This window comes from Halorubrum sp. SD626R (genome assembly GCF_001261915.1).
Classification (GTDB): Archaea; Halobacteriota; Halobacteria; order Halobacteriales; family Haloferacaceae; genus Halorubrum.
In genome coordinates, this window is the sequence record NZ_CVRT01000148.1 from 21,076 (window position 1) to 47,271 (window position 26,196).

Below are 26,196 nucleotides of genomic sequence, written 5' to 3' on the forward strand. Positions count from 1 at the left end.
ACCCCTATGGTCGTCCGGCCGATAGGATCGGCCACGAATGTACGCGCTGATCGGTGAGGTCCTGAACTACGTCCACTGGATCGATCGGCTCGGCGTCGAGTTCGTCGGGGCGATCCGCACGGGGATGCTGACGGTGATGATGACGTCGATGACCGGTCTCGGCTCCGTCACGGCCGGCGTCGTGTTCGTCGGGCTGTTCTACCTCGCCGGCTGGCGCGAGGAGTTCGTCAAGAGCGTCGTCGCGCTGTCGCTGCTCGGCGTCGTCGTCTGGGGGCTGATGTCGCTCGTCGAGCGCCCGTTTCCCCCGGATCCGGTGTGTATCACCGAGGGCGACACCGGCGTGACGAGCTCGTTCCCCTCCGGACACGCGGCCGCCGTGACCGCGTACGCGACGATCGCGCGGGACTCCGACGTGCTGCCTTTCGCCGTCACCGCCGGCTTCGCCGGGCTGATCTCCTTCTCGCGGATCTACCTCGGCACCCACTACCTCTCCGACACGCTCTTCGGGATCGGCCTCGGGATCGCCGCGGTCCTGTTCGCGGAGCGGCTCATCGACCGAGTGGGCGAGGAGGCGGTGCTCGACCTGCTGCCGTTCGAGACCGACCTCTGAGGGCAGGGGGCGAGCCGAGCGTCGCGGGACGGTAGCGACAACTATTTTTGAGGCACTCGGGTACGATAGCCCGCGCGCGGGTTGCCGAGCCAGGCCAAAGGCGTAGCGCTTAGGACGCTATCCCGTAGGGGTCCGCCGGTTCGAATCCGGTCCCGCGCACTGACTGAGTTTTCGAGCGCAGCGAGAAAACGAAGGAGGGAGCAGGAGCGGATTCCGAACCCTGGAAGTCGCGCGCAACGAGCGAAAGCGAGTGAGCACGTCTTCCTTCGGTTCGAATCCGGTCCCGCGCATTTCGCGGCGAACAGTTCGTGAGCCGCGAATGGGTGCTGAGGATTCGAAGCAGGGAACGGAGCGAAGTGGAGTGACTGAGGTTCGAATCCGGTCCCGCGCGAGTTACGGTGATGGGCCGGCCCGTATCGCGGGACCGACGCGACCGACGCGACCGACCCGACGAGCCGAAAGGATAACGCCGATCGCCGACGAACGTGGATGTGTGACAACTGGCACCACGGACCCGTCGGAGCTGTACGTCGTCCGGAACGAGGTCGACCCCGACTGCGAGTACCACTGCGACGCGCTCGCGGCGGCGTTCCCGGACGCCGAGGAGATCGACTTCGTCGCCGGCGAGCGGGTGCCGCTCGACGAGGCCGACGGCGTCGTCCTGACCGGTAGCACGGCCGCCGTCTACGAGGCCGAGCGCCGTCCGTGGATCGCCGAGCAGGAGGCGCTCGTCCGCGAGCTGGTCGAGCGGGAGATCCCGACGCTCGGCGTCTGTTTCGGGCATCAGGTGATCAACGCGGCGCTCGGCGGGAGCGTCGAGGCGGTCGGGACGACCGCGGCGCTCGTCGAGGCGACCCTCGACGACGACCCGCTGTTCGAGGGGGTCGACCCGGTCGTCGTGTCGCTGCACGGCGACGCCGTGACGGACCTCGGCGAGGGGATGGAGGTGATCGCGTCGGCGCCCCACGCCCGCGTGTTCGGCACGCGGCACCGGACGGCGCCCCTGTGGACGGTCCAGTTCCACCCGGAGATCACGGCCGCACACCGCGACCGGCTCGTCGAGGACTTCGACTGGGAGTCGGACGGCCACTCGTTCGAGGATGTCAGCGCCGGGCGGGTGTTAGAGAACTTCCGAGCGCTCACTCGCCGAGCGGAGGCCTGATCCGGTCGCGGCGTCGCGGCGATCCGACGGCGACTGCCGCGAACTGAAAACGAATTCCGTATACACTGTCATTGATTGCTGGTTGCACCAATTCTATGTGGGCGGATCGTATCGGTTAGGGCATGCCAGGACCGCCGATCCACGACCTGCACTTCGCGGAGGAGCCGAGCGTCGACCAAGTCCCCGGTCCGGAGTCGCGGCGGCTCCTGAAGAAACAGGAGGAGATCGACAGCAGCGCGGTCGCGTACCCCGACGACATTCCGGTCGCGTTCAAGGAGGCGAAGGGGGCGACGCTCCGAGACGCCGACGGCAACACGTACATCGACATGTTCGCCGGCATCGGCGTGTTGAACGTCGGCCACTCGAACCCGTACGTGCTGGAGGCCGTCCGCGAGCAGACCGAGGAGATCGTCCACACGATCGACTTCCCGACCGAGGCCCGACTGGACCTGATCGAGAAGCTCGACGAGATCGCCCCGCCCGGCCTCCGCGGGGAGAACCGGGTCGTCTTCGGCGGGCCGACCGGCAGCGACGCGGTCGAGGCCGCGATCAAACTCGCGAAGTACAACACCGGGGGCGACGGGCTGATCGCGTTCCGCGGGAGCTACCACGGCGCGACCTCCGGCGCGATGGCGCTCACCTCGAACAAGGGGTTCAAGGACGACTACACGCCGCTCCTCCCCGAGGTCGTCCACGCCAAGTACCCCTCGCCGTTCATCGACCGCGACGAGTCGGGCGACGCGGCGTCGGTCTGTCCGCGCCCCGCGAGCGAGTGCTGCGGCGCCCCCTCGTGTGCGCGCGCGCTCAAGGAGGTCCAAGAGATCATCGAGGACCCCTACGGGGGGCTCGCGAACCCCGCCGGGATCTTCGTCGAGCCGATCCAGGGCGAGAGCGGCGTTATCGTTCCGCCGTCGGGCTTCCTGAAGGGGCTTCGGGAGATCGCCACCGAGAACGACATCCCGCTGATGTTCGACGAGATCCAGAGCGGGCTCGGTCGGTCCGGGCAGTGGTGGGCGAGCGAGTGGGACGGCGTCACGCCCGACATCATGACGACGGCGAAGGCGCTCGGCGGCGTCGGCTTCCCGCTGTCGGCGACGATCTACCACGAGGACCTCGACACGTGGGACGCCGGCGGCCACGCCGGTACCTATCGCGGCCACGTGGTCGCGATGCGCGCCGGTACCCGCGCCATCGAATACATCCAGGATCACGACCTCCTAGCGCACGCCCGCGACCTCGGCGAGTACATCCGTGACCGCCTCCGGGCCGCCGGCGAGGGGACGGGCCGCATCGGCGAGGTCCGCGGCCGCGGGCTCTTCATCGGCGCGGAGTTCGTCGACGAGGACGGCGACCCCGACGGCGACGTCGTCGACGCGATCCAACAGTACTGCTTCGAACACGGCGTCCTCGTCTGGAAGGCCGGCCGCCACGGCAACGTGTTGCGACTGCTGCCGCCGCTCGTGCTGACCGAGCGACAGGCCGAGGTCGCCACCGATATCATCGCGGACGCCATCGCGGCGACCACGGAAGGACGGCGGCCGGCGTAGGCGGCGTCGACTCTTTTAATCGGATTTCGCGTCGGTTGCGACGTATCCACGTTCCAGTTTAGCTCGATCGGGACGGGATCCGCACGGCCTAGGAGCGCTACGCCGGCAGCGCCGACTCGGGCACCGTGCCGTCGTCGTTCCACCCGCGGAGCTCGTAGTACGAGTCGATGGCGTCGTCGAGGCCGGGGAGCTCCGCCTCGTACGGGAGGCGGTCGTCGTCGCCGTCGAGGCCGCGCCGGTTGTTGAAGTGGCGCTCCAGCGTCACCGTGCGCGCGCCCGCCGCGAGCAGCTCCTCGAAGTCGGCGTCGAACAGCAGTTCGTAGCGCTCCGGCGTCATGAAGTCGCGGGAGAACTTGCAGACGACGCCGCTGTCGTTGAGCGCCATCAGGTTCTCACGCTCGACGAGGCGCTGTGCCTTCCCCTCGAACCCCGCGGGCGCCATCGCCTCTCCCTCCTCGACCAGGGGGTATTCCACGGAGTAGAACGTCGCGTACATGTGGTCGGCGCCGCGGTTCGCGACCGCGTACGAGAGCGCCTGCCCGTGGAGCAGTCGCCCCTCGTGGGCCGCGAAGTCCATGTTCTTCACCGACCAGTTCTCCACGCCGAGGTCGTCGTGGATCCGACCGATACCCTCCGCGAGCCGGTCGCCAACGCCCTCGCGCCGGGCGGTCTGCTCGACGAGGTCCCAGATGAGCTCGCGGTTGCCGAACTCGTCTTCGGCGGCGAGGTAGGCGGCGATCGTGTTCCCCATGGAGATGGCGTCGAGCCCGTACTCGTCGCACAGGCGGTTCGACTCCATCACGTCGACGATGTCGTCGACGCCCGAGTTCGAGCCGAACGCCATCGCCACCTCGAACTCGGGGCCCTCGGTCTCGACGCCGCGCGCCTCGTCGCGGGTCGGGAGCTTGCAGGCGAACGCGCAGGCCGAGCAGGTCCCCTTCTTGTACTTCTTCTCCGCGACGGCGGCGCCGTTGATCCCCTCGACGCCCTCGAAGGAGCGCTCGGAGAAGTAGTACGACGGGAGCCCGTCCATCTCGTTGGCCAGGTCCATCACGGCCACCGTCCCCTGCTCTTTCATGATGTGGTCCTCGGTGGCGGCCTCGCGGTGGACGTCGGTCGCGGTCGCGTCGATCGAGACCTCGGGCGCGGAGTCGCCGTCGAACGTGAGGGCCTTGACGTTCTTCGAGCCGAGCACCGCGCCCAGCCCGCCGCGGCCGAACGCGCGCTCCTCGGTCGTCATGATCGACGCGAAGCGGACCTCGTTCTCGCCGGCGGGGCCGATCACGGCCGTCTGCTCCTTGGAGACGTCGTGTTCGTCCTCCAGATAGCCCGTCGTCTCGGGGACGGTCGCTCCCGCGAGGTCCGGCACCGCCTCGAACTCGACGCCGTCGTCGCGCACGTGAACGACGACCAGCTCGTCGCTCGCGCCCGCCAGCTCGATCGCCCCGTACCCCGTCGCCGCGAGGTGACGAGACACGAAGCCGCCGGCGTTCGACGAGAGGAGCCCGTCGGTCAGCGGCGACAGCGCGGTGCAGTTCGTCCGGCCCGTGAAGCTCATCTGGGACGCCTGCATCGGCCCGGTGGTGAAGACGGCCCGATTCTCGGGACCGAGCGGGTCCGCGTCGAACGGGACCCGCTCGTGCGCGAGCCGCGTCGCCACGCCCCGTCCGCCGATATACCGCTCTTGAACCTCCGTGATGTCCGTCTCTGACGTGGTCCGCTCGCTGACGTCGATCGACAGCAGCGGCCCGGTGCTGTGTAGCATGGTCGATCCTCCGTGGACGAGACACAAAAAACCGAGCAAGCCGGACGAACTGCGGGCGTTACCTCCTCTCGACCGCTCTCTCGGTATCGCTCGGAGGGCGCCTCAGCGGCGCTTCGGAGCGAATTTCCGGGGAGCGCCGGTGAACATGTACACAGAATCCGTTTGTAATATACACGGTGAATTTATGCCGCTGCTCCCGGATTCCCTTCGTAGACGCCCTGTTATTATGCCACGCGAACACGTCTTCGACGAGGCCGAGTACGAGCGGCGGGTCGCCCGGACGAAAGAGCGGCTGCGCGAGCGCGACCTCGACGCGATCGTCGTCAGCGACCCGGCGAACATGAACTACCTGACCGGCTACGACGGCTGGTCCTTCTACGTCCATCAGGCGGTCGTGGTCACCCCCGACCGCGACGAGCCCGTCTGGATCGGCCGCGACATGGACGGCGACGGCGCGCGGGCGACGACGCACCTCGCCGAGGAGAGCATTCGCGCGTACAGCGACGACCACGTGCAGTCGCCGAAGGACCTCCACCCGATGGACTACGTCGCGGGGGTCCTCGAGGAGCTGGGCGTCGCCGACGGACGCGTCGGGCTGGAGATGGACGCCGCCTACTTCACCGCGAAGTCGTACACCCGGCTCCAACAGAATCTCCCGGACGCCGACTTCGAGGACGCGACGCTGCTCGTCGGCTGGATCCGGATCAAGAAGTCCGAACAGGAGCTGGCGTACATGGAGCAGGCCGCCAGGATCTCCGAGAACGCGATGCAGGCCGGTCTCGACGCCGTCGGCGAGGGTGTCCCCGAGTACGAGGTCGCCTCCGCCATCTACCAGCAGCTGATCGACGGGACCGACGAGTTCGGCGGTGACTACCCGGCGATCGTCCCGCTGATGCCGTCGGGCGACCACACCGGCACGCCGCACCTCACGTGGACGGACCGGCGGTACGAGGACGGCGACCCGGTGATCATCGAGCTCTCCGGCTGTCGGCACCGCTACCACTCGCCGCTGGCCCGGACGACCTTCGTCGGCGACCCGCCGGCCGAGCTCGAGGAGACCGCGGATATCGTCGTCGAGGGACTGGAGGCGGCGCTCGACGCCGCGGAGCCCGGCGTCACGTGCGAGACCGTCGAGAAGGCGTGGCGGACCACCATCGAGCGGTACGGGGTCGAGAAGGAGGACCGCATCGGCTACTCGATGGGGCTCGGCTACCCGCCGGACTGGGGCGAGCACACGGCGAGCATCCGCCCCGGCGACGAGACGGTCCTGGAGGAGAACATGACGTTCCACATGATCCCCGGTATCTGGACCCCCGACGTCGGCATGGAGATCAGCGAGACGTTCCGCGTTACCTCCACCGGCGCGGAGACGCTGGCCGACTTCCCGCGGGAGCTGTTCACGACCTGAGCGGTGACGAGAGGCGCCTCACAGGAACTGAATCGAGCGATCGCTCTCGGGCCTGTGCTGTAGGTGCTCGTCGACGACTTTCACCACCTCGCCGATCTGTCGTCCGGCCTGTCGCACGTAGATCAGGCCTGCGTGTTCCAGCCCCTGGCCTTCGACGAGTGAGAGGATGTCTTCGTCGAACGTCAGGAGGAGCCAGTCGTTGTCGACCGCGTACCGCAACTGGTCACGGTCGGGGTCACCGAGGGTCCCCGCGTCTCGGGCGGTACGGACCGTCCATCCGCGTCGGCGAAGTCCTTCGGCGACTGGGATCCAGATGCTCTCGTCACAGTACAGCGGTCGCATTACGCCGAGGCCGGTTCGGACGAGGACGACCGGAATTCGTCGATGTGGTCGTAGTAGTACGCGAGCGCCCGATGGACATCACCGAGACTGAGATCGGGGTACAACTGCGTGATCTCGTCGGGACCGTAGCCGCTGTGTTCGTACGCAGAGGCGACATCTCTGACGCGGATCCCCGTTCCTTCGATCGTCGGCGCACCGTCGCTGTGTTCCGAATCCCGGACGATTCCCATACGTCGAGTTGGCCGTTCACCGACTTAAACACCGGGTCCGGCGATTGAGCTCCTCTCCCCGGCGAGATGCGCGCCTCGCACGGCGGTCCGTCTCCGCCGAGCGCGACGAAGTCAGTCGGGCGTGACGACCGCGTTCTCCAACTCGCCGTTACCGTCCAGCGCCGCGACGTTGTCCGCGACGATGTCGGCCAGCCGGTCCCAGTGTTTTGGCGTGTGACCGCCGGTGTGCGGGGTGATGAGGCAGTTCTCCAAGTCCCAGAGGACGTGGTCCGACGGGAGCGGCTCGGGGTCGGTGACATCGAGCGCGGCGCCGCGGATCCCCTCGGTCTGGAGCGCGGACATCAGGGCGTCGGTGTCGACGAGCCCGCCGCGGGCCGCGTTGACGACGACCGCGTTCGGCGGGAGCGTCGCCAGCTCTTCTTCGCCGACCATCCCGCGGGTCAGGTCGTTGAGCGGGCACGCGAGCACGACGTAGTCGCTCCGAGCGAACGCCGCGTGGACGTCGTCGTCGTCGAAGCCGAGCACCTCGTCGGTGGGGCCGCCCTTCTCGGGCGTGTAGCGGATCCCGATCGTCTCCACCTCGAAGCCGGCGAGCCGCTGGACGACGGCCTGCCCGATCGAGCCGAGCCCCACGACGGTGACCGTGCTGTCGGTGAACTCGTGGGATTGGAAGTGGCGCCACTCGCCGTTCGCCTTCCGGCGGAACCCCTCGTGGAGGTTCCGCGCGAACACCAGCATGTTGGCGATCGACTGCTCGGCGATGCCCGGCGCGTGGATCCCGCCCGCGTTCGTCACGGTGACGCCGTGGTCGCGGAGCGCGTCGGTCGGGACGTGGTCGGTGCCGGCGAAGGTGCACGCGAACAGCTCCAGCCGGTCGGCGCGGTCGAGGAGGTCGGCGTCAAGCGTGATACCGGTCGCGACCCGGGCCCGTGACACGAGGTCGCGTTCCTCGGCCGGCGTCCGCGCGAGCGCGACCGTTCGGTCCGGGAGCCGCTCGCGGAGCGCGTCCGCGTACGACGCCATCGACAGGCCTTCCGTTCCCTCGCGCAACACGACGATGTCGGGGTCAGCGGTCTGGTCTGAGCTCATGAGCGGTGAGCGCGTCGGAACGACGCGTTGACGGATCAACGCGAGGGGGTTTCTTATCTTTTCGTGTATCCCGTGTACACGACAATCGTGTACAACGGGCCACGCTTAAGACGGTCGAGCGAGAGAGCCACTCGCATGAACGAACCGATCCGCGATCGGCTCGCCAGCGTCCGCCGACGATTCCACCGCCACCCGGAGCCCGCGTGGCGCGAGTTCCTCACGACGGCGACGCTCGTCGACGAGATCCGGTCGATCGGCGTCGACGAGCTCGCGATCGGTCCGGACGCGTACGACCCGGCCGACCGGATGGCGGTCCCCGACGCCGACCTGGAGCCGTGGATCGAGCGCGCCCGGGAACACGGCGCGGACGGCGAGCTGCTCGACCGCATGACCGGAGGGAACACCGGATGCGTCGCCGTCCTCGACCGCGGCGAGGGGCCCGCGATCGGCCTGCGCGTCGACATCGACGGGCTGTTCATCGAGGAGTCGACCGCCCCCGACCACGAGCCCGTCGACGAGGGGTTCCGCTCCGAGATCGACGGGACGATGCACGCCTGCGGCCACGACGTGCACATGACGTGGGGGCTCGCGGTCCTCGAAGCGATCGCCGAGAGCGACTTCGCCGGGCGGCTGGTCGTCTTCTTCCAACCGGCCGAGGAGACCGGCGGGGGCGGCCACCCGATGGCCGAGAGCCGGTTCGCGGACGACCTCGACTACCTGCTCGCGGTCCACGTCGGCCTCGATCACCCGACCGGCGAGGTGGTCGCGGGGATCGAGAAGCCACTGGCGATGGCGCACCTCGACGCGACGATCGAGGGCACGTCGGCGCACGCCGGCAAGGCCCCGAACGAGGGCGACAACGCGATGCAGGCGATGGGGACGGCGATCCAGAACGCGTACGGGATCGCCCGTCACGCCGACGGCATGACGCGGGTCAACGTCGGGTGGGCCGAGGCCGGCAGCGCGAGCAACGTCATCGCCGAGCGCGCGGAGATGGAGGCCGAGGCGCGCGGGGAGACGACCGAGCTGATGGAGTATATGAAACGGCGGTTCGAGACCACCGTGCGCGCCGCGGCGACGATGCACGGCTGTCGCGGGACCGTCGACGTGGTGAGCGAGTCGCCGCGCGCGGACAGCGACCCGGAGCTGCAGGCGCTGGTGACCGAGGTCGCCGAGGGCGTCGACGGGGTCGACAGCGTGCGCCCGGCGGCGGACTTCGGCGCGAGCGAGGACGCGACGTTCCTGATGGAGCGCGTCCAGGAGGAGGGCGGGCTGGCGACGTACCTCATCGTCGGCACCGACCACCCGACGAGCCACCACACGCCGACGTTCGACGTCGACGAGCGGAGCATCCGCCACGGGGTGGATGTCCTCGTCGGCGCGATCCGGGACCTCGAACGGCGACACCCGGTGCCGCACACCGGGGGCCACGCCACCGTCCGGTCGGGGGCGACCGGTGACGGGTCCGGACGCGAGTGAGTCGCGACGGATCGTAACGGCGAGAAGACGACGAAGGCCGTCAGTTGACCGCCGCGCTCGCGCTGACGGCGTCGACCGCGTCGAGGAAGAGCCCGGTTCCGAGCGCGATCTCGCGTTCGGTCGCGTCGAGCGGGGGGAGGAGCCGGATCGTCTTCTTCCCGCAGCCGAGCGTCAGGAGGCCGCGGTCGAGGGCGGCCTCGACGACGGCGTCCCGTCGCTCGGGCGCGTCGAACTCCACCGCGAGCATCAGCCCCTTGCCGCGGACGTCGACGACGGTCTCGGGCGCGTCGTCGCGGAGGAGCTCCCTCGCCTGCCGGCCCCGCCGGGTCGCGTTGTCGAGCAGGTCGTGTTCCTCGATCGCCTCCAGCGTGAACGTGCCCATCATCGAGCCGAGGATGTCGCCGCCGCCGAACGTCGATCCGAGGCGGTTCTTCTCCGAGGGGAAGACGTCCGACCGGGAGATCGTCGCGCCGACGCGCAGCGCCTTCGCGGCCGCGATCACGTCCGGCTCGATCGCGTAGTGGTCGGACGCCCAGATCTCTCCGGTCCGGCCGACGCCGGACTGGATCTCGTCGACGACGAGCGGGATGTCGTACTCGTCGGTGACGGCCGCGACCTCGTCCATGAACGCCTCGCTCGGGAAGCGGTAGCCGCCGACGCCCTGGACCGGTTCGAGCGTCAGGAAGGCGATCTCCGCGGGGTCGACGTGCCCGCCCTCGGGCGCGAGCATGTTCCGGAGCCGCGAGCCGCCGCCCGCGAAGAAGCCGCAGTCGCAGGTCTCGGCGTCGCAGCCGCGGTCCGCGCAGAACGGGACCGTCTCGATCCCGCTGATCTCGGGGTACTGGCGCGTGTACACGTCCTTCGATTTCGTCAGCGAGAGCGTGCCGAGCGTGCGACCGTGGAAGCTCCCGTCGAAGGCGACGCCGTACTTCGCGGGCGAGCGGTGGTCGTGGGTGATCTTCATCGCGTTCTCCATCGCCTCGGCGCCCGAGTTCGAGAGGAAGACGGTGTCCATCCCGTACTGGCCCGAGACGTCTGTGAGCCGGTCCATGAGGTGACTCGATCCCGGGAAGTCGGCCTCCTCCGGGGTCGGTCCGGAGCCGAAGTACATGTCTTGGCCCGCGATCTTCAGCGGCTCGACGAGGTCGAACTCCCGCAGCTTCGAGAGCACCTTCTCGTTGTTGTAGCCGAGCGGGGCCGCGCCGATGTGACAGGTGAAATCGAGGAGGACATTGCCGTCGACGTCGGTGACGAAGGGGCCGTCCGCCTCGCGGGTCACGTCCCAGACGAACTCGTGGGAGTACTCGCTGGGCGCGGAGTGCGACTGGTGGAAGTCGACCCAGCGCCGCGCGTTCGGCCCGGGGAACGCATCCGCGGCCGGTTCGGCCGTATCCCTATCCATACACAGATTATGTATACTACGTACATTAAAACTTGGTATAGCGGCGCCGCGAATCGGACGCGACCCGCGTCAGTCGTCGTCCGATCCGGCGGACTCGACCGGTCTCGTCGGTGAGTCGGCGTCGTCGCGCGACCCCCACAGCACGGTGTCGCGCTGGAACAGCACCTGGTCGTAGTTCCCGCCGAAGTCCTTGATCAGCGACAGCATCGCGAGGAAACAGACCAGGGCGAACGGCGTCCCGGTGATGATCGCCGCCTGCTGGAGCGTGTTCGCGCTGCCGCTGCCGCCGAGGATCATCAGGATCGCCGCGGTCATCCCGAGGACGACGCCCCAGAAGATCCGGTTGATGTTCGACGGCTCGGCCTTCCCCCCGGTGGTCATCATCGAGACGGCCAGCGTCGAGGAGTCCGCCGACGTGACGAAGAAGGTCGTCACGAGTATCATGAACGCGTAGATCAGCACGGAGCCGACCGGGATCGTCATCGACGCGCCCCCGACGTTCAGCGAGAAGTTCAACGCCTCGAAGAGGATGAATCCGGACACCTCGGGGCCGGCCTCGCCGGCGATCACCGCGCCGAAGTCGGCGATGCCGTTGTGCTGGGCCCACACCGCCGTGCCGCCGACGAAGGTGAACCACGGGATGGTGGCGCCGGAGGTCGCGACGATCCCCGTGAACGCGACCTCGCGGACGGTCCGTCCCTTGGAGATCCGGGCGATGAACAGCCCCGCGAACGGCGACCACGAGAGCGCCCACGCCCAGTAGAACACGGTCCACGCGTTCATCCAGCTGGTCGCGCTCCCGTCGCCGCCGCCCATCGCTCCGGCGCCGGTGAAGAGGCTCATCGAGACGAACTCGCTGACCATCCCGCCGAACGCCTGCGTGCCGAGCAGCACGAGGAACAGCGTCGGGCCCACGACGAACGTCACGAGCATGAGCGCGACGAACAGGATCATGTTGAAGTTCGAGAGCCGCCGGATCCCCTTGTCGACCCCGAGCACCATCGAGGTCGTGAACAGCAGGGTCATCATGGTGACGACGAGCAGGATGCCCAGGTCGCCCATGCTGATCCCCCACTGGTAGTCGAGGCCGGTGACGAACTGGCTCCCGATGAAGCCGAGCGAGGTGGCGACGCCGCCGATCGTCGCGAAGACGGCGAGGATGTCGACGACCTTCGCGGCCGGGCCGTCGAGGTTATCCGCGCCGAGGATCGGCGTGAGCGCCGAGGAGACGCGCAGCGGGACGTTGTCGTAGTTGTACGCGAAGTAGCCGATGGCGATGCCCATGATGGTGAACACCGCGAGCTGCGGCAGCGCCCAGTGGAACAGCGTCTGCTGGACGGCGACCGTCATCGCCTCGGCCGACCCGCCCTCGACCCCGCTAAACAGCGGCGAGGGGTTGTTGTAGTAGAACAGCGCCTCGGTCGGGCCCCAGAAGACGACGCCGGCCGCGAAGCCCGCGGAGTACAGCATCGCGAAGAAGGAGAGGAAGCTGTACTCGGGCGGCTCGTCGCCGAGCTTGATCCCTCCCCACGGCCCGACGATCAGGAAGAGGAGGAAGAGGACGATCAGGAAGACGATGAGCAGCAGCGCCCAGTTGAACGCGCCGAGCAGCTGACTGTTCAGCGACGAGATGCCGCTCTCGACGGCGGACGGGCTGATGAAGAACGCGACGATCACGCCGAGGGTGATCAGCGCGCCGAACGCGAAGACGATCGGGTCGATCTCCTCGCGGAACTCCGCGAAGAGGCCTCCCTCTGAGCCGCTCACGAGGCGACACCCCCGTCGCGGCGACGACTGCTTACTCCCCGTTGCCTCCGCCGGTCGAGTACCATGCCACGTGCTGGCATGCACGGTGGATCGAAATTGTACACAATAAGTGTTTCTCAATATGCCGCTTCATAACCGTATTATGAAGTATGTATATACATTCAACGAGAACCGTATAATCCGCGAACGAAGCGATATCGACAACAAATCACGAGAAATTCTGGACAATCAGCGGGAGGTAAACAATATAACCGAAGAGGTCGCATCGAACTGCGCCGAGACCCGAACGACGCCCGGTCGGTCCGAAACGGGATCGCGTAGAGAGGCGGGTCGCTGACGGGGAGGCGTGTCACCGATATTCGTTACCGACCGGGGCCGGACCGTCGGCGCCGGTCGGCCGTCAGCGCGTCAGTTCGTCAGCTCCTCGAGCGTGCGCTCGTGGGTGGCGGCGCTCTCCGTCAGTCGCTCGGCGAACTCGTCGACGCGGTCTTTGATCTCTTCGCCGGCCTCCTCCGGCGAGAAGGAGTCCGACATGGTCAGCAGGCGGACGAACGCGCGCAGCTCCTCGTCGGTGAGCTCCGCGAACTCGTCGTCTTCGAGCTTCCCGACCACCTCGTCGACGTCGATCTGGCCGACCGGGTCGACGTTGAACTCTACGTTGACCATGCGGTAGTTCGACCCGGCGAGCCGCTGTTCCGCCTTGCCGACCCCCTCCGAGAGCATGTCCTTGAACGGCGTGTGGTACCCCATCGTCCCGAGGTGGAGGAACGCGAGCATGTCCGTGATCCCCTGCGTGTACGCCTCGCGGTCCTCGTCGTCCGGGTCGAACACCGTCTTCCGGTCGCGCTCCTCTAGGCACTCGAAGAGGATGCTGAAATCGAGGATGGCGTTCCGGACGCGGCGCCGGATCCGGTTCCGCTTCTGCTTCCGGGAGTGGTCCGTGTAGTCCGTCTTCCGGCCGAGCAGAAAGTCGCGGTCGGAGGGGGTGAGGATACCGCGAGGCCGGTCCGACTCGGCCGCCGCCTCGAGCGACTCCGGCACGTCGTTCTGGCTCATGGCCGAAACACCGGGTGCCACGGGATTAACAGTACTGGTCTCGCAGACGCGTCCGGGCTCGTCCGAGTCGCGGAGGCTCGCTCGGAGCCCGCTACGGCCGCCGGCGCGAGAGCTCGACGAAGGCGTCCGACAGCAGGTCGACGCCGATCCCGAGACTCTTCTCGTCGACGTCGAACGTCGGCGTGTGGTGACTCGTCGGGTGGTCGGTGCCGACGAGGACGTACGACGCGAGCCCGCCCGCCTCCTGGACCCGCCCCATCAGATACGTGCCGTCCTCGCTCACGCCGAACTCCTCGGTCGGGATCACGCGGTCGACGCCGTCGACGTCCCACGCCACGTTGCCGATGACCTCCCGGAGCGCCGGGTGGCTGTCGACGCACGGCGACTCGCTGATCACGCGGGGCGTCACGTCGCAATCGTGGAGCTCCGCGGCGGCGTAGAGGACCCGTTCGAGCTCGGTGCGCGCGTACGTCATCAGCGCGGTCGTCTCGCCGCGGACCTCGGCGTCGATCGTCACCGCCTCCGCGATGACGTTGCTCGCGGAGCCGCCCTCGATCCGGCCGACGTTCACCCGCGTCGCCCCGTCCGCGTGGCGGGCGATCGCGTACGCGTTCTGGATCGCGGTCGCGGCCGCCTGCATGGCGTTGGCTCCCTCGTTTGGCGCCTTCCCGGCGTGGGCGCTCGCCCCCTCGAAGGTGGCCGTCAGGTGCGCCATCGCCAGGGGACTCTCCGCGCCGGCGACGATCTCGCCCGTCGGGTGCCCGAGCCCGACGTGGAGCGCGAAGAGGTAGTCGACGCCGTCGAGGTGGCCGCTCTCGGCCATCGCCTTCCCGCCGCCGGAGACCTCCTCGGCGGGCTGGAAGAACACCTTCAGCGTCCCCTCGAACGCGCTCTCCGCGACCGCCTCCAGCGTCCCGAGCGCGATCGCGAGGTGCGCGTCGTGGCCGCAGGCGTGCATGTAGCCGTCGTGTTCGGAGCGGAACCCCTCCGCGGTCGGCCGGTGGTCGGGGTCGGTCGACTCCCGGATCGAGATCGCGTCGAGGTCGACGCGCAGGCCGATACACGGCCCCTCGCCCCGTGCGAGCGTCGCGACGACCCCCGTGTGACCGCCCGCGGTCCGTTCGAGCCGGTCCTCGTCGACCCCGGCGTCGCGCGCCCGGTCGAGCCACGGCCGGATCTCGTCGTCGTCGGGGACGGCCATCCGCTCGTCGGTCGCGAGCGCATCGCGGCCGACGGCGATATCGTCGACGCCGATGCGTTCGAGCTCCTCGACGACGCGGGCGGTCGTCCGGAACTCCCGCCACCCCGGCTCCGGGTGGCGGTGGAACGCCCGCCGGAGATCGCTCAGTCTGGCTCGCGCGTCGTGGGACATCTGTCCGGAAGGGAAGGGGTCAGGGTATTTAACATAGCCGCCGGACGGGCGAGAGATCGGAGCGAAAGGGGGTGTCACTCTTGGGGCGACCCGGACCAGACCGCCTCGATCCGCCGCTCGATCGCATCGAGTACGGTCGCGTAGACTTCGAGCGGATGGAGCGACGGCAGGTCGAGATCCGAGACCGTGGCGCCCGTCGGCGGCTCGTGAAAGTGTACCCGGCTGTTGTGCGCGTTCGGGTGCCGGTCCCAGCGACACTCCCACCGGCCGTCGTCACGGGTTTCGACGTAGTGTATCGAGAAGTCACCCGTCACGAACCACCGAACGTCGATTCGCGCCGTGGTCGCCGTATCCGGGTAGCGGTCAGCGGCGAGCAGCGCACGGAGGAGCCGCGGTTCGTGCGGGTCCGGTTTGAACCGAATCTCGGCGACCAGCGGATCGGCCGTCAGTTGCCGCTCGATCAACCGTAACGTCTGTCGATCGGGAGGGCCGGTCGATCCGGATGCCGAATCGCCCGAAGGTGGGTCCATCTTCAGGCAGGAATTAGGTGACCGTCGTTCTCCGAGAGCCGGCGGGCCAGTTCGTAGAGCCGGATATTCCGAATCACGCCCTTCCACTCGCTCACCGCGGTCATTCGGTCGTGAATCGTCTCGTGGTCGGCGGCTTCGAACGCCGTGACGGCGTTCGGATCGGCGGTCTCGAACCGATCTTCGTATTCGGCTCGCCGCTCTTCGAGGGCCGCGACGCGATCGAGGATCTCGTCGATGGAGAGATCCGCGGCGATCCGGCTCGCGTCCTGCCATTCGAGATAGCCGTCGTGTCGCTCGTACGTCGCGGGGCGGTGCTCTCGGTTCGCGCGAGCGACGCCCATCTCTGCCAGTCGGTCGAGGTGCTTCTTCGCCGCGTTCGGAGAGCAGTCCGCGAGCTCGGCGACCTCGGTGTACGCCGTCGGCGACGTGACTCCGAGTACCACGTCGTAGACGCGCCCGAACGTGTCGGTTCCCTCCTGCCATCGAGACGCTTCAGTCCCGTGTTCGGGGGCCGGATCGAACTCGGTCATACCGTCGTGTACGCACTGTGTTTCAATATATCTTCGTATTTTGCAAATATATGAGTCAGGCAACGAAGATGCTCGGCAACGTATCCGAGGGTCGGTCCGCTACGCCCCGTCCGCCGCCGACACCCGCACCACCAGCTTGCCGATGTTGTCGCCGGCGAAAAGTCCGAAGGAGGCGTCGGGCGCGTTTTCGAGTTCGTCGACAATCTTCTCGCAGTGTTCGAGTTCGCCATTGGCAGCCCACTAGGCCGGCCGCTCGCTGGCCTCACTGAACCGGCTCCAAGTCACAGTGTGCATTACGAGTCGCTCAACTACGGTTTAGCATTCAAATATGGCATCCGTCAGTCGTGGAGCCACTCGTACCACTCCCCGAGGTCGACTAGGTGGTTTTTGACTCCTTCAGACCCGTACTGATTGAACACCGAATCGACCGTTCGAGCGAGTCCTTCCGGGTCGGTGTCGGGGAGCTCTTGATCGTAGTAGAGCAGGATCCCCGCGTGATCGTATTCGTGATGCAGTGACTCGAAGTCTTTCGCGTTGTTCGTCACCAGAACGGTCCCCGACTCACCACACCGCGACACCAGTTCGGCGTCGGTCGTGTGTTCTCCGAACCGGTCTTTGGCCTGTTCGACATCGTATCCACGCTCTCTGAGGATGCGTTCGAAGACACGTCCGACGTGCTCATCGAGCAGAATCTGAACCCCCGTCACTACGCGGTCTCTTTGGGTTTCAGCGACGAATCCCGAACGCGCTCGAATGCCGCTTCGTTCTCGCGTTCCAGCTCACGCATCTCGTCAATATGAGCATAGTAGTAGGAGAGAGATTCGTACACCGCTGCGAGAGATACGTCAAGCTGGTCTGCGACGTGAGCGGGGGACAGTCCGCTATCGATCACCCGTGCAGCAATGTGGCGAACACCGATACGTGTCCCGGCAATACGTGGCTCGCCGCCGAGCACATCATCGTCATGGGTAATACTCATATAAACTGATAGAATCTCTCGTCAATTATTCTTTCCGGCGACATTCCGGTTTCACCAGAGCCCTAACTCGGGATCAGGGATCCGCCCGACATCATACTACTCCCCGTCTGCTGCCGACACCCGCACCACCTGCTTCCCGATGTTGTCGCCGGCGAAGAGCCCGAGGAAAGCGTCGGGCGCGTGCTCTAACCCCTTCACGACCGTCTCGCGGTGTTCGAGATCGCCGCTCGCGACCCAACGACCCAGTCGCTCGCTGGCCTCGCCGAACCGTGTCGCGAAGTCGCTGACGAGCAGGCCCTGCACGCGCGCTCGCACCGGGATGAGCCCGTGAAGCTTCCGCGGCCCGGTCGGCGTCTCCTCGTCGTTGTAGTGGGCGATCTGGCCGCAGACGGCGACGCGCGCGTCGAGGTTCAGATCGGTGAAGACGGCGTCCGTGATCGGGCCGCCGACGTTGTCGAAGTACACGTCCACGCCGTCGGGCGCGGCCTCGTCGAGCGCGGCGCGGTAGTCGTCGGTCGTCTTGTAATTGATCGCGGCGTCGAAGCCGAGGTCGTCCGTGAGCCACGTCGTCTTCTCGTCGGAGCCGGCGAAGCCGACGACGCGACAGCCGGCGCGCTTCGCGATCTGGCCGACGACCGATCCGACCGCGCCCGCGGCGCCGGAGACGACGACCGTGTCGCCCGGCTTGGGCTCGCCGACCTCCAGCAGTCCGAAGTAGGCGGTCCGGCCGGGCATCCCGAGGACGCCGAGGTAGGCCTCCGGATCGGCGACGGTCGGATCGACCGGAGCGACGTCGTCGCCGTCGAGCGTCGCGTAGTCGGCCCACCGTCCCTCGCCGGTCACGAGGTCGCCCGGATCGTATGCGTCGTGGTCGCTCTCGACCACCTCGCCGACGATTCCGCCCTTGAGGGGGTCGCCGACGGCCCACGGCTCGGCGTACGACTCCGCGTCGCGCATCCGTCCGCGCATGTACGGGTCGACCGAGAGGAACCGGGTGCGGACGAGGAGTTCGCTGGGGTCGGGAACGGGGACCTCCGTCTCGCGCAGTTCGAAGCAGTCCAGGTCGGGCTCGCCGGTCGGCCGCTCGGCGAGCAGCCACTCGCGGTTGATGTCCGTCACGGGCCCCGTTGACGACCGGGCCCTAACAGGGTTTGGACCCCGGCGGGGAGCGAGGGCGAAGCGGACGGGTCGTCTGACCGCTTCCGCCGGCAGGCTCGGGGTTCCATCCGGCGCCGTCAGTCCGGGTCTCGATACAGCACGGACAGGGCCCACGCCGCGGCGAGCACCAGGCTCACGATCATGATCGTCGGTAGCAGGACTTCCAGCTGCGCCGTGCTCAGACCGAACATACCTGATCTAACGGACGAACCCATTTGAACCTGACCGGCCGGAGGACCGTTCGAGCCGACCGAATTCCCTCGTCGTCAGCCGGCCTCAGTCGTCTCTCAACGGAATTGACAGTCCACCCTCCGCGCGCTCGATATCGGTTCCGAACGCCGCGGAGCGCTCGGCGACGGTGTCGCGCACCCACGCGGCGACCTCGTCGTCCGCCAGCGTCGCCGCCTCGTCGACGATCGCGGTCGGCTCGACGCGGAGTTCGTCGGGATCGCCGTCGCGGACGACCAGTTCGAACAGCGCACTCCGCTTGTTGCGGACGCCTTGGCGATCCTGATAGCTGACGTAGTCGTCGACGAAGTCGCCCGCGTCGTAGACGATCGGGCGGCCCTCGTACACCTCGACACCCTGGAGGACGTGTGCGCTGTGTCCATGGACGACGTCGACGCCCCGATCGACGAGCCACCGCCCGAACCGCTCGTGGACCCGACGCGGTTCGGTCTCCCAGTTCGGGCCCCAATGCAGGGAGGCGACGACGAGGTCCGGGTCGTGCGACCGCGCGGCGTCGAGAATTCCCTCGACGAGCGACCGCGTCTCGGGGACGGCCGGATCGAGCGTCGCGAAGGCGGTCCCCGAAGACGACTCCCCGGCGGCGAACGCCGCGGACTGGTCGGTGAGGCCGAACGCGGCGGCCGTAACGTAGCCCGCCTCGAAGACCGCGGGTTCGAGCGCAGCCGTCAGGTCGGTGCCGGCGCCGGCGTGGGCGATGCCGGCGTCGTTGAGGTGGGTTCGGGTGTCCTGGAGGGCCGGCTCTTGAAAATCGAGGATGTGGTTGTTCGCGAGCGAGACGAACGAGGCGCCGGCGGCTTCTAGTGCCGGAATCGCGAACGAGGGATCCGACCGGAAGTAGTACCCCTTGTCGGGCCACCGCGTGCCGCGGTCGGAGACGCAACACTCCAGGTTGGCGACAAGCCCGTCGAGCGCGTCGAGGCGCGGCAGGGTTGATCCCCAGACGCCAGCGGGGTCGTCGTCGGCCCACCGCTCGTTGACGCTGCGGCCGAGCATGAGATCGCCGACGAAGCCGAGTCGGGCGTCGACGGCGGCGGTCTTCGGGCCGTCGCGGTCGCTTCCGGCTTCCGTCCATCGACCGGACGGGAGCGCGGCGCAGCCGGCGGCGCCGGCCAGTCCGGCGGCGCCTGACGCCAACAGGTCTCGGCGCGTTCGCATCGCGTGTGGTTTCGCTGAGAGGGAAGTTGAACCCTCCGACAAGGCAGGGGTTCGGCGTAGTGATACTTAGAATACAAGATCTATACGCTATAAGTTCATCAGAACTGCGTGTCGAGCATCAACGGTCCGTGTGAGATGGTAGGTCTCCCGAAGCGTTTTTCCTCTCGCCGGGGTATCACTAGACATGGCACGAGCCGATTCTGGTAATTCAGACTCTCCTGAACGGGAAATCCGCTTAGTGAAGAATCCGGATGGTCAATGGACGGCTCGTGATCTCCGTGTCGGAGTGACTGCTCAAGGGAAGAGCCGGGACGTAGCACTTGACAATCTTGATGCCGTTATTGAGGCGGTCAAAGGCGATGGCGGGCGATCTCCAACCGACGAGGAGATACGTGACCTCGGTGTTGATCCTGAAGTCGCTCAGTCACAGAGCGATGATCTTCCCGATGTCTTACAATAGCGATGGTGAAGCGGGATTTTTCGGGTGAAGAGGTGTACAAGGTGCTGGTGAACGTCGGTGGGTTTCAGCACGTTCGTACCACAGGAGATCACCTGATTCTTCGATGGGACCCACCAGAAGACCATGAGAACGCAGATACCCGTACCGTGACTGTCCCAGCCCACGACTCAATCAGCATTGGAACGCTCCATGACATTGCTGATGACGCCGGTGCGAAGAACTTCGAAGCATTCTGCGAGTGGATCGACGAGAATCGGTGATGACCGATATCGGTCCCTGAGCCGCCTGTATTGAACAAAATAAGCCAGGATATCTCATCTTCTGAGGATTTCAACAGAGCCAATTTCGGAACGTCACCATGCACGTCGCCCGCTTCCTCTAAGAGATCGCTCAGCTCTCCACAATTGAGTAGATAATCGATGCCTGAACTCATCGACGACGGCTGGCCGGAAAAGTACCGTGACCCTCGTGACCGCCCGCAGCCAAGCGTGCTTCGCGTCACTGTGGAGTCATTCGAGGGGATACGTGAAGAGACCCGTAATGCCATCGAAACAGTCAGTGAGGGCGACGAACAGCCCGCGATCGTCTCGTTCGCGACAGTCGGTGAATTGCGAACGATCCTCACCGACCGCCGCATCGAACTGCTACGGACGCTCCTCGCGATCGGTGGCGCGGCTGAGAGTATCTCAGTACTCGCAGACGATCTCGACCGTGATTATCGAGCGGTTCACAACGATGTGTCGCTGCTCGTCGACCACGGCTTGCTGTTCGTCGTCGAGGAGAGCCGGTCGAAACGGCCGTACCTTCCATACGAACGCATCCATCTTGACGTCGAACTCGTCGGGGGGACCCCTGCGAAGAGCACACTCTAGAACGCTAACCCAGCGCTGTACTTTATTTATGACTAATCTAACGTATTGGTACAGAACCCTATGAGTGGAACGGAATCTGAAAAGGCGGAGTCTATGTCGTCGCGGGGGAAGGCCACCATCCCGAAAGAGTTTCGCGAGGAGTTGGGTATCAGTACACCCGGTTGTGTGAAGTTCGTTCGGACCGCAGAGGGCGAGATTGTCATTCGTCCTGTCCACTCGGTGACGGACCTGCGTGGGATTCTGGGAGGGAAAACAGACGACCAGGGGCGCTAGGCAACCAAGCGGCTTAAAAAAGAACGCGCTGTTGGCTCCGGTAGCGACGAGAGTAACGTGTGACAATGGAACTGATATTCCCGATTATACCGTTCTTCATGCCGAACCGGTCTTCGTGTCCTTCTGTCGAATTGCTCCCACGCTGAAATTGTGGGCTTCCGCTTTCTCGCTCCGTGATCCCGCGTCAGGGGATCTATTCTAGGGCAGGCATCTTGTGCCGGCGGTACACGATCCAGAATACGTCACCCAAAATATGCTCTCGCTCAATTCCGGGATCAGTACTCGATTGCCGCGGAGTAGCGGTCCAACACGAACACAAACGCCGCACCGAAGAGTGCCGCGAGCACGAATCGCGGCGCGGCGGCCCGCCACGATTCGCCACTCGCCGCCAGCCGGATCGACACCTCGGCGATCGGTGCTCGGAGCGCGCCGACGACCAGACTCACCAGAAAGGCGAGCGTCGCAGCCCGGGCCCGCGCGAGCGCGTAGCGGATGGCGTGAGCGACCGTGAACAGGCCGACGACGCCGCCGGCGAGGAACGTCGCGACCGGCGGGACGGTCGCGAGGAGCGCGCCGCTGCCGTCGCCGGTGGCGAACGCGACGAGACCGTCGACCGCCCGGCTCACGGTGCCAGACATGTACTCGTACTGGCCGAGCACGACGAGCAGCAGCGACCCAGAGATCCCCGGGAGCACCATCGCGCTGACCGCGACCGCGCCGGCGGCGAAGACGACCGGCAGCGAGCTCCCGAGCCCGGTCGAGGCGTACCCGGAGGCGAGGAACGCGAGCAGGAAGCCGGCGACCGCCGCCGCCGTGCGCCGCGGCGTGTCGAGCGCGACGCCGCGGAGCAGCACCGCCGCGCTCGCGGCGATCAGCCCGAAGAAGAAGCCGTACGTCGCGACCGGCCGCGTCGCGAGTAGGTAGTTGACCCCGCTCAACACGACCACGACCGCCGTGCCGATGCCCGCGCCGAGGACGAGGAGGAAGGCGCCGTCGATCTCGTGGAACGCCGCGCGAGCGTCCGGGAGGTTCGCGGGACGGACGCCCGCGATCACGCGGCGGATCCGTGCGGGGTCGATCGCGGTTACGGCCGCGATCAGTCGTTCGTATATGCCGACGATCAGCGCGATGGTGCCGCCAGAGACGCCGGGGACCGCATCCGCGCTCCCCATCGCGATCCCCTTCAGATAGATGGCGATCCACGCGCGGAGGTCGGGCATGAGGCGTTACGCGCCGACGGGGACGAAAGCGGTGAGCGATGCGGTCGCGCCGCGTGCCACCGCCGCATCGGGTGCGGAAGACGGCGGCGCGTCGGGTGCGAGCGAGTGGGAGACGGGCGCATCGAGGGCGGACGCATCGAGGGCGTTCGCGTCGGCGACGGACGCGTCGGGGGTGTCGGGCGTGCCGATCGCCGCCGTCGTGTTCGCGTCGTCGGTGGTGCCGTCGGTCGTTCCCGAGCCGTCGTCGGCCGAGCCGGACTCGCCGTCGCTCTCACTTCCACCGCCGAGCGTCGTTTCCTCGAGTTCGACCGTGGCGGCCGCGTCGTCTGCGCCGACGACCTGCGCCTCGGTCACGTTCACCGTGCCGGTCCGGGAGGTCGGCGTGCCGTTGGCGATCGAGAGGCCGGTCGAGAGCTGGTACGGTCCCGTCGCGCGGACGCTGGTGTTCGTGTAGCCGTTCTCCGGGCCGAACTCGTCATAGCCGGTCGTCGAGTACGGCACCGTGAGCTCGAAGTTGCCGTTCGCGTCGGCCTCGGCGTACTGCGTGTACCGGAACGTCCCGCCGTTGGGCTTCTGCATCCGGACCGTGGCGCGCACTTCCTGGCCGGCCTCGGCGCCCGACCCCTCGATCGTCGCACCGGGCACCCGTTCGAACGTCTTCACGAAGTCGTCCTGGAACGCCCGGAGGAACGATTCGCCAAGGAGGTCCTCGACGCTGGTGTCCTCCGGAATCAGCTGCTGGAGGACGCGGACCTGAAGCGCCGAGGGCGACTGCCCCCGCGCCTGCGAGGCGTGGACGAGCCGGTGGTGCTCTAGGGCTTCCACGCGCTCGGAAGGCAGGCTTCCGACGCCGCCGATCTGGGCGCTGCCGTCTTCCGCGACGTACTCGCGTGCCGCGGTCATGTTGTCGAACTGCCGAATCGTCGTCGTCCGCTCGCTCGGGATGACGCTGACCTCGATCTGCTCGCCGCCCTGGGTCTGGGCCGTCCGGGTCTCCCAGTCGACGACGACCGGTTCAGGCTCGACCGCACTACCATAGTGTTCGTAGAGGCGGATCATCTGGCTCTCGTGGTAGCGCTGGGTGTTCACCTGCATCACCGTCCGGAACCCGCCCTGCTCCGTCTGCTGGTAGAGGACGCGGTTGAAGTCCTCGCGCGTCTCGTTGCCCGAGTAGAACGTGACGGGGGCGCTGAACTTGGAGTTCGGCGACGCCATCTGGGAGTCGACCATCACGTAGCGGGTGTTCGCGCCCTCGTCGCTCTGGCTCGCGAGGACTTCGCGAGCTTCCGCCTCGCTCGGCGCGAGGAGGTAGTCGGCCGCCTCGCCCGCGTTCTGCTGGAACGGGTTCGCGTTCGGGATGCGCTCGGCGCGCGTGGTGATCCAGTGGCCGTAGTCCCACCACGACTGCACGCCGTAGGCGCCCTCCGGGTAGTCGAAGTCGCCGCCGGGGGGGCGCTCGTAGGTGCCGTACAGCTCCATGGGGTTGTCCGCGCCTTCGAGCTCGCCCGGCGTGGGCGTCTCGTCGTTCATCCACTGGAGGCTCCCGTCCCACTGAGTGACGCTGCCGGGGTTACTGGAGTTGCCTGCCTGCCAGACTGGGGTGGCGACGCCGACGAGCGGGACGATCAGCACCGCGACCACCGCGAGCGCGGTCATCACCTGCCACCCCTCGATGTCGCGGAGCGCGGCGAGGGAGGTGAGGTCGATCGCGTCGAGCGTCACCTGCAGGAAGTACGCCGCGCCGACCGCGACGATCACCGCGAGGTAGTAGTTGAAGCGGGTCTGGGTGAACGCGGCGCTCCCGATGAACGCCGCCCAGACGACGAAGTAGAGCTCCTCGGCGTCGTACTCGACGAGGAACGTCGCGCCGACGAGGAAGGCGGCGGCGATGACGAGGCCGACCACCTGCCAGTCGAGGCCGACGACGCCGCCGATGGCGCCGTAGAGCTGTGGGACCGCGTAGACGGAGCCGATCACGGCGAGTGCGGAGACGATGTAGACGGAGTCGGAGAAGTCGTCGGAGCGGTAGAGGGGACGCGCGAGGATGTAGAGGACCGCGGCGAGCGCGAGGAAGAACGCGAAGCCGTACTGGGAGAGGACGAAGTCAGAGAAGGCGGCCCCCTGAAGCGGAGGTTGCGCCTCACCGATAGTACGGGCTCCTGCTCCTGCACTGAATCCGACGAAGCCGAGGAGGTTGCTTGTGAGCGTTGTCCACAGCGAAGGAATCACGAGCCAGACGACGCCAGCAGAGGCGAAAATAAGCCCACCGACAACCGGGGGAAAGGTTGCAGCGTCGAGATCGCGCACCTCCCACTGGCGAGCGAGCCAAGCGAGGAAGACAGCACCGACGGCGACGCCGAATGGGAGGATGACTTGAAGAAGGGAGTACTGAGTGGGTGAGAACGAGAACGTGTCGAGCGGTATCAACTGCATCAGGGTAGTGACGCCCATCGCGACCGCGCCGACGAATGCGATCGGTTCGGGGCTCCGACCGTGGAAGGTATCATTCGTGAGCTTGATCGCGAGGTAGACGCCGGTAAAACCGACCATGAGGACAGCGGGCGGCCACGTCCAGAGATAGAGACCGAGAGCGATCCCAGCGCTGATCGCGTAGACTGCTGGGCGCTTGAGTGCGGTCCAGTTGCGGTCGACGATCAACTCCCAGACGGGTGCCTCGCGCTCGGCGATGGCAAAGGCGACGAGGAACGCAAGGACGGCAATACTTTGGAAAAGGACCTCGGCTGCGCTGTGGTCCGGGAAGCCAACGAGACTGTAGCTGAAGAAGGTTCCCGGTAGGAGCGCGAGCACAACGACGGCAACGAGTGCAACAAATCGGTCGACGAACCGACGTGCGATGAAGTAGGTCGGAATCGCGACAAGCGTACCGGCGATGGGGGCCATGACGAGCATGACCTCCTCGGCGCTGCCCATAACCGGACGAGCGATCCAGATCCCGACCACCATGATATGGTCCCAGAGGGTACCGAACTGGCCTGCCTGATATCCAACTGGGAAACCAGTCCAAACATCGTATGGCATTCGACTGGGCCAGTTCTCCATGATATACGATGTCTCACGGAGATGATACCAGGGGTCGTTCCCGCGGAAATACACCCTGCCGTCGAGAACGAAGTTTCCGTATGACCGGAGACGTGTCCACAACATGAAGCTCAATGCGGCGAAAAGAACCGGAACGTGATGCCACCGTGCGAGGAGATCAGCGGGGGACTGATCCGACTCTGCCGGTGGGTCATTTGAGTCACTCATTACATGGAGATGACTGGCAAAACGCGCATAAGGCTTATCATATACTCACGATAGCGTGAAACGGTTCTGGTGAATCGCCAGATAGTGTTTGAGTTTATTATTTCATGGCCCGCTCGATGTTGTGGAACATAGAAACGATCACGTGAAATTTGCGGCCCCTATGCTTGGCCATGGATTGCGTGGTCAATGGTACGCTCATCCGTCGAAAAGGCTGTTTCAGATGAGTCCTGTTAGCCGTATAGAGACCCATCGATGTGTGCGTCAGGCGTACAAT

25 protein-coding genes, 1 tRNA gene and 1 pseudogene are annotated in these 26,196 nt (G+C 66.6%); 10 read left to right on the forward strand and 17 right to left on the reverse strand.

Features of this window, described 5'->3' with window-relative positions; all coding sequences use genetic code 11:
• Positions 1 to 37: 37 nt before the first annotated feature.
• From SD626R_RS14535 to SD626R_RS14550, 4 genes are all read left to right on the forward strand, one after another.
• Positions 38 to 610, forward strand: a complete 573-nt coding sequence (locus SD626R_RS14535) for a phosphatase PAP2 family protein (protein WP_092567048.1) — start codon at positions 38 to 40, stop codon at positions 608 to 610.
• A gap of 74 nt (positions 611 to 684) precedes the next feature.
• A tRNA-Leu gene (locus SD626R_RS14540) sits at positions 685 to 769 on the forward strand.
• Positions 770 to 1,103: 334 nt separating this feature from the next.
• Positions 1,104 to 1,772, forward strand: a complete 669-nt coding sequence (locus SD626R_RS14545; RefSeq protein ID WP_092567049.1) for a type 1 glutamine amidotransferase — start codon at positions 1,104 to 1,106, stop codon at positions 1,770 to 1,772.
• A 122-nt stretch (positions 1,773 to 1,894) separates the two neighbouring features.
• Entirely contained in the window at positions 1,895 to 3,319 is a 1,425-nt protein-coding gene (locus tag SD626R_RS14550) for an aspartate aminotransferase family protein (protein ID WP_092567050.1), read from the forward strand.
• 97 nt (positions 3,320 to 3,416) lie between these two features.
• Here the strand turns inward: SD626R_RS14550 and SD626R_RS14555 are convergent, their stop codons facing one another.
• The gene (locus SD626R_RS14555; protein WP_092567051.1) at positions 3,417 to 5,084 is read right to left on the reverse strand and encodes an aldehyde ferredoxin oxidoreductase family protein; all 1,668 of its coding nucleotides are present in this window, start codon (positions 5,082 to 5,084) and stop codon (positions 3,417 to 3,419) included.
• Between the two features lie 226 nt (positions 5,085 to 5,310).
• Here SD626R_RS14555 and SD626R_RS14560 point away from each other — a divergent pair, with 226 nt between their 5' ends.
• Complete coding sequence (locus SD626R_RS14560; protein ID WP_092567052.1) at positions 5,311 to 6,492, forward strand: M24 family metallopeptidase; 1,182 nt, start codon at positions 5,311 to 5,313, stop codon at positions 6,490 to 6,492.
• Between the two features lie 18 nt (positions 6,493 to 6,510).
• On the opposite strand, the gene SD626R_RS14565 is transcribed toward SD626R_RS14560, so the two are convergent.
• The 3 genes from SD626R_RS14565 to SD626R_RS14575 form a co-directional block, all read right to left on the reverse strand.
• Positions 6,511 to 6,834: a DUF5615 family PIN-like protein gene (locus SD626R_RS14565; RefSeq protein WP_092567053.1), complete on the reverse strand. Its 324-nt coding sequence runs from the start codon at positions 6,832 to 6,834 to the stop codon at positions 6,511 to 6,513.
• Positions 6,834 to 7,064, reverse strand: a complete 231-nt coding sequence (locus SD626R_RS14570; RefSeq protein ID WP_092567054.1) for a DUF433 domain-containing protein — start codon at positions 7,062 to 7,064, stop codon at positions 6,834 to 6,836. Before SD626R_RS14570 ends, SD626R_RS14565 begins: the two co-directional genes overlap by 1 nt.
• Positions 7,065 to 7,175: 111 nt before the next feature.
• Positions 7,176 to 8,153 carry a D-2-hydroxyacid dehydrogenase gene (locus SD626R_RS14575; protein WP_092567055.1) on the reverse strand — a complete coding sequence of 326 codons (978 nt, stop codon included), beginning with the start codon at positions 8,151 to 8,153 and terminating at the stop codon, positions 7,176 to 7,178.
• 135 nt (positions 8,154 to 8,288) lie between these two features.
• Between SD626R_RS14575 and SD626R_RS14580 the strand changes: the two genes are divergently transcribed.
• On the forward strand, positions 8,289 to 9,632 hold the full coding sequence (locus tag SD626R_RS14580; protein ID WP_092567056.1) for an amidohydrolase: 1,344 nt from the start codon (positions 8,289 to 8,291) through the stop codon (positions 9,630 to 9,632).
• 40 nt (positions 9,633 to 9,672) lie between these two features.
• Here the strand turns inward: SD626R_RS14580 and SD626R_RS14585 are convergent, their stop codons facing one another.
• The 11 genes and pseudogenes from SD626R_RS14585 to SD626R_RS14635 all read right to left on the reverse strand — a co-directional run bounded on the left by SD626R_RS14585 (position 9,673) and on the right by SD626R_RS14635 (position 19,830).
• Positions 9,673 to 11,034: an aminotransferase class III-fold pyridoxal phosphate-dependent enzyme gene (locus SD626R_RS14585; protein WP_092567057.1), complete on the reverse strand. Its 1,362-nt coding sequence runs from the start codon at positions 11,032 to 11,034 to the stop codon at positions 9,673 to 9,675.
• 69 nt (positions 11,035 to 11,103) lie between these two features.
• Complete coding sequence (locus SD626R_RS14590) at positions 11,104 to 12,801, reverse strand: BCCT family transporter (protein ID WP_092567058.1); 1,698 nt, start codon at positions 12,799 to 12,801, stop codon at positions 11,104 to 11,106.
• Between the two features lie 408 nt (positions 12,802 to 13,209).
• Positions 13,210 to 13,857 (reverse strand): DUF8102 family protein, encoded by a 648-nt coding sequence (locus SD626R_RS14595; RefSeq protein ID WP_092567059.1) that lies wholly within the window; start codon positions 13,855 to 13,857, stop codon positions 13,210 to 13,212.
• Between the two features lie 91 nt (positions 13,858 to 13,948).
• Positions 13,949 to 15,229, reverse strand: coding sequence for an amidohydrolase (locus tag SD626R_RS14600; protein ID WP_092567060.1), 1,281 nt, complete (start codon positions 15,227 to 15,229; stop codon positions 13,949 to 13,951).
• A gap of 74 nt (positions 15,230 to 15,303) precedes the next feature.
• Positions 15,304 to 15,759, reverse strand: coding sequence for a toxin-antitoxin system TumE family protein (locus SD626R_RS17535; RefSeq protein WP_092567061.1), 456 nt, complete (start codon positions 15,757 to 15,759; stop codon positions 15,304 to 15,306).
• A gap of 2 nt (positions 15,760 to 15,761) precedes the next feature.
• On the reverse strand, positions 15,762 to 16,289 hold the full coding sequence (locus SD626R_RS14610) for a DUF7342 family protein (protein WP_092567062.1): 528 nt from the start codon (positions 16,287 to 16,289) through the stop codon (positions 15,762 to 15,764).
• A gap of 99 nt (positions 16,290 to 16,388) precedes the next feature.
• Positions 16,389 to 16,565, reverse strand: a pseudogene (locus tag SD626R_RS17350) (NADP-dependent oxidoreductase); the annotation flags it as partial.
• Between the two features lie 62 nt (positions 16,566 to 16,627).
• The gene (locus SD626R_RS14620; protein WP_092567063.1) at positions 16,628 to 16,996 is read right to left on the reverse strand and encodes a DUF5615 family PIN-like protein; all 369 of its coding nucleotides are present in this window, start codon (positions 16,994 to 16,996) and stop codon (positions 16,628 to 16,630) included.
• Positions 16,996 to 17,268, reverse strand: coding sequence for a DUF433 domain-containing protein (locus SD626R_RS14625; protein ID WP_092567064.1), 273 nt, complete (start codon positions 17,266 to 17,268; stop codon positions 16,996 to 16,998). Before SD626R_RS14625 ends, SD626R_RS14620 begins: the two co-directional genes overlap by 1 nt.
• A gap of 96 nt (positions 17,269 to 17,364) precedes the next feature.
• A complete protein-coding gene (locus tag SD626R_RS14630; protein WP_092567065.1) occupies positions 17,365 to 18,387 on the reverse strand; it encodes an NADP-dependent oxidoreductase in 1,023 nt (340 codons plus the stop codon).
• Between the two features lie 315 nt (positions 18,388 to 18,702).
• Positions 18,703 to 19,830 carry a CapA family protein gene (locus tag SD626R_RS14635; RefSeq protein ID WP_092567066.1) on the reverse strand — a complete coding sequence of 376 codons (1,128 nt, stop codon included), beginning with the start codon at positions 19,828 to 19,830 and terminating at the stop codon, positions 18,703 to 18,705.
• 184 nt (positions 19,831 to 20,014) lie between these two features.
• Between SD626R_RS14635 and SD626R_RS14640 the strand changes: the two genes are divergently transcribed.
• The 4 genes from SD626R_RS14640 (at position 20,015) to SD626R_RS17540 (ending at position 21,435) form a co-directional block, all read left to right on the forward strand.
• Positions 20,015 to 20,290, forward strand: a complete 276-nt coding sequence (locus tag SD626R_RS14640) for a type II toxin-antitoxin system HicB family antitoxin (RefSeq protein WP_092567067.1) — start codon at positions 20,015 to 20,017, stop codon at positions 20,288 to 20,290.
• A 2-nt stretch (positions 20,291 to 20,292) separates the two neighbouring features.
• Entirely contained in the window at positions 20,293 to 20,550 is a 258-nt protein-coding gene (locus SD626R_RS14645; protein ID WP_092567068.1) for a type II toxin-antitoxin system HicA family toxin, read from the forward strand.
• Positions 20,551 to 20,709: 159 nt separating this feature from the next.
• Complete coding sequence (locus SD626R_RS14650) at positions 20,710 to 21,162, forward strand: HVO_A0114 family putative DNA-binding protein (protein WP_092567069.1); 453 nt, start codon at positions 20,710 to 20,712, stop codon at positions 21,160 to 21,162.
• A gap of 93 nt (positions 21,163 to 21,255) precedes the next feature.
• Positions 21,256 to 21,435: an AbrB/MazE/SpoVT family DNA-binding domain-containing protein gene (locus tag SD626R_RS17540; protein ID WP_394324707.1), complete on the forward strand. Its 180-nt coding sequence runs from the start codon at positions 21,256 to 21,258 to the stop codon at positions 21,433 to 21,435.
• 275 nt (positions 21,436 to 21,710) lie between these two features.
• Here SD626R_RS17540 and SD626R_RS14660 read toward each other — a convergent pair whose 3' ends face one another.
• A complete protein-coding gene (locus SD626R_RS14660; protein WP_092567070.1) occupies positions 21,711 to 22,655 on the reverse strand; it encodes a DUF368 domain-containing protein in 945 nt (314 codons plus the stop codon).
• Positions 22,656 to 22,661: 6 nt separating this feature from the next.
• Entirely contained in the window at positions 22,662 to 25,922 is a 3,261-nt protein-coding gene (locus SD626R_RS14665) for an oligosaccharyl transferase, archaeosortase A system-associated (protein WP_092567071.1), read from the reverse strand.
• Between the last annotated feature and the right edge of the window lie 274 nt (positions 25,923 to 26,196).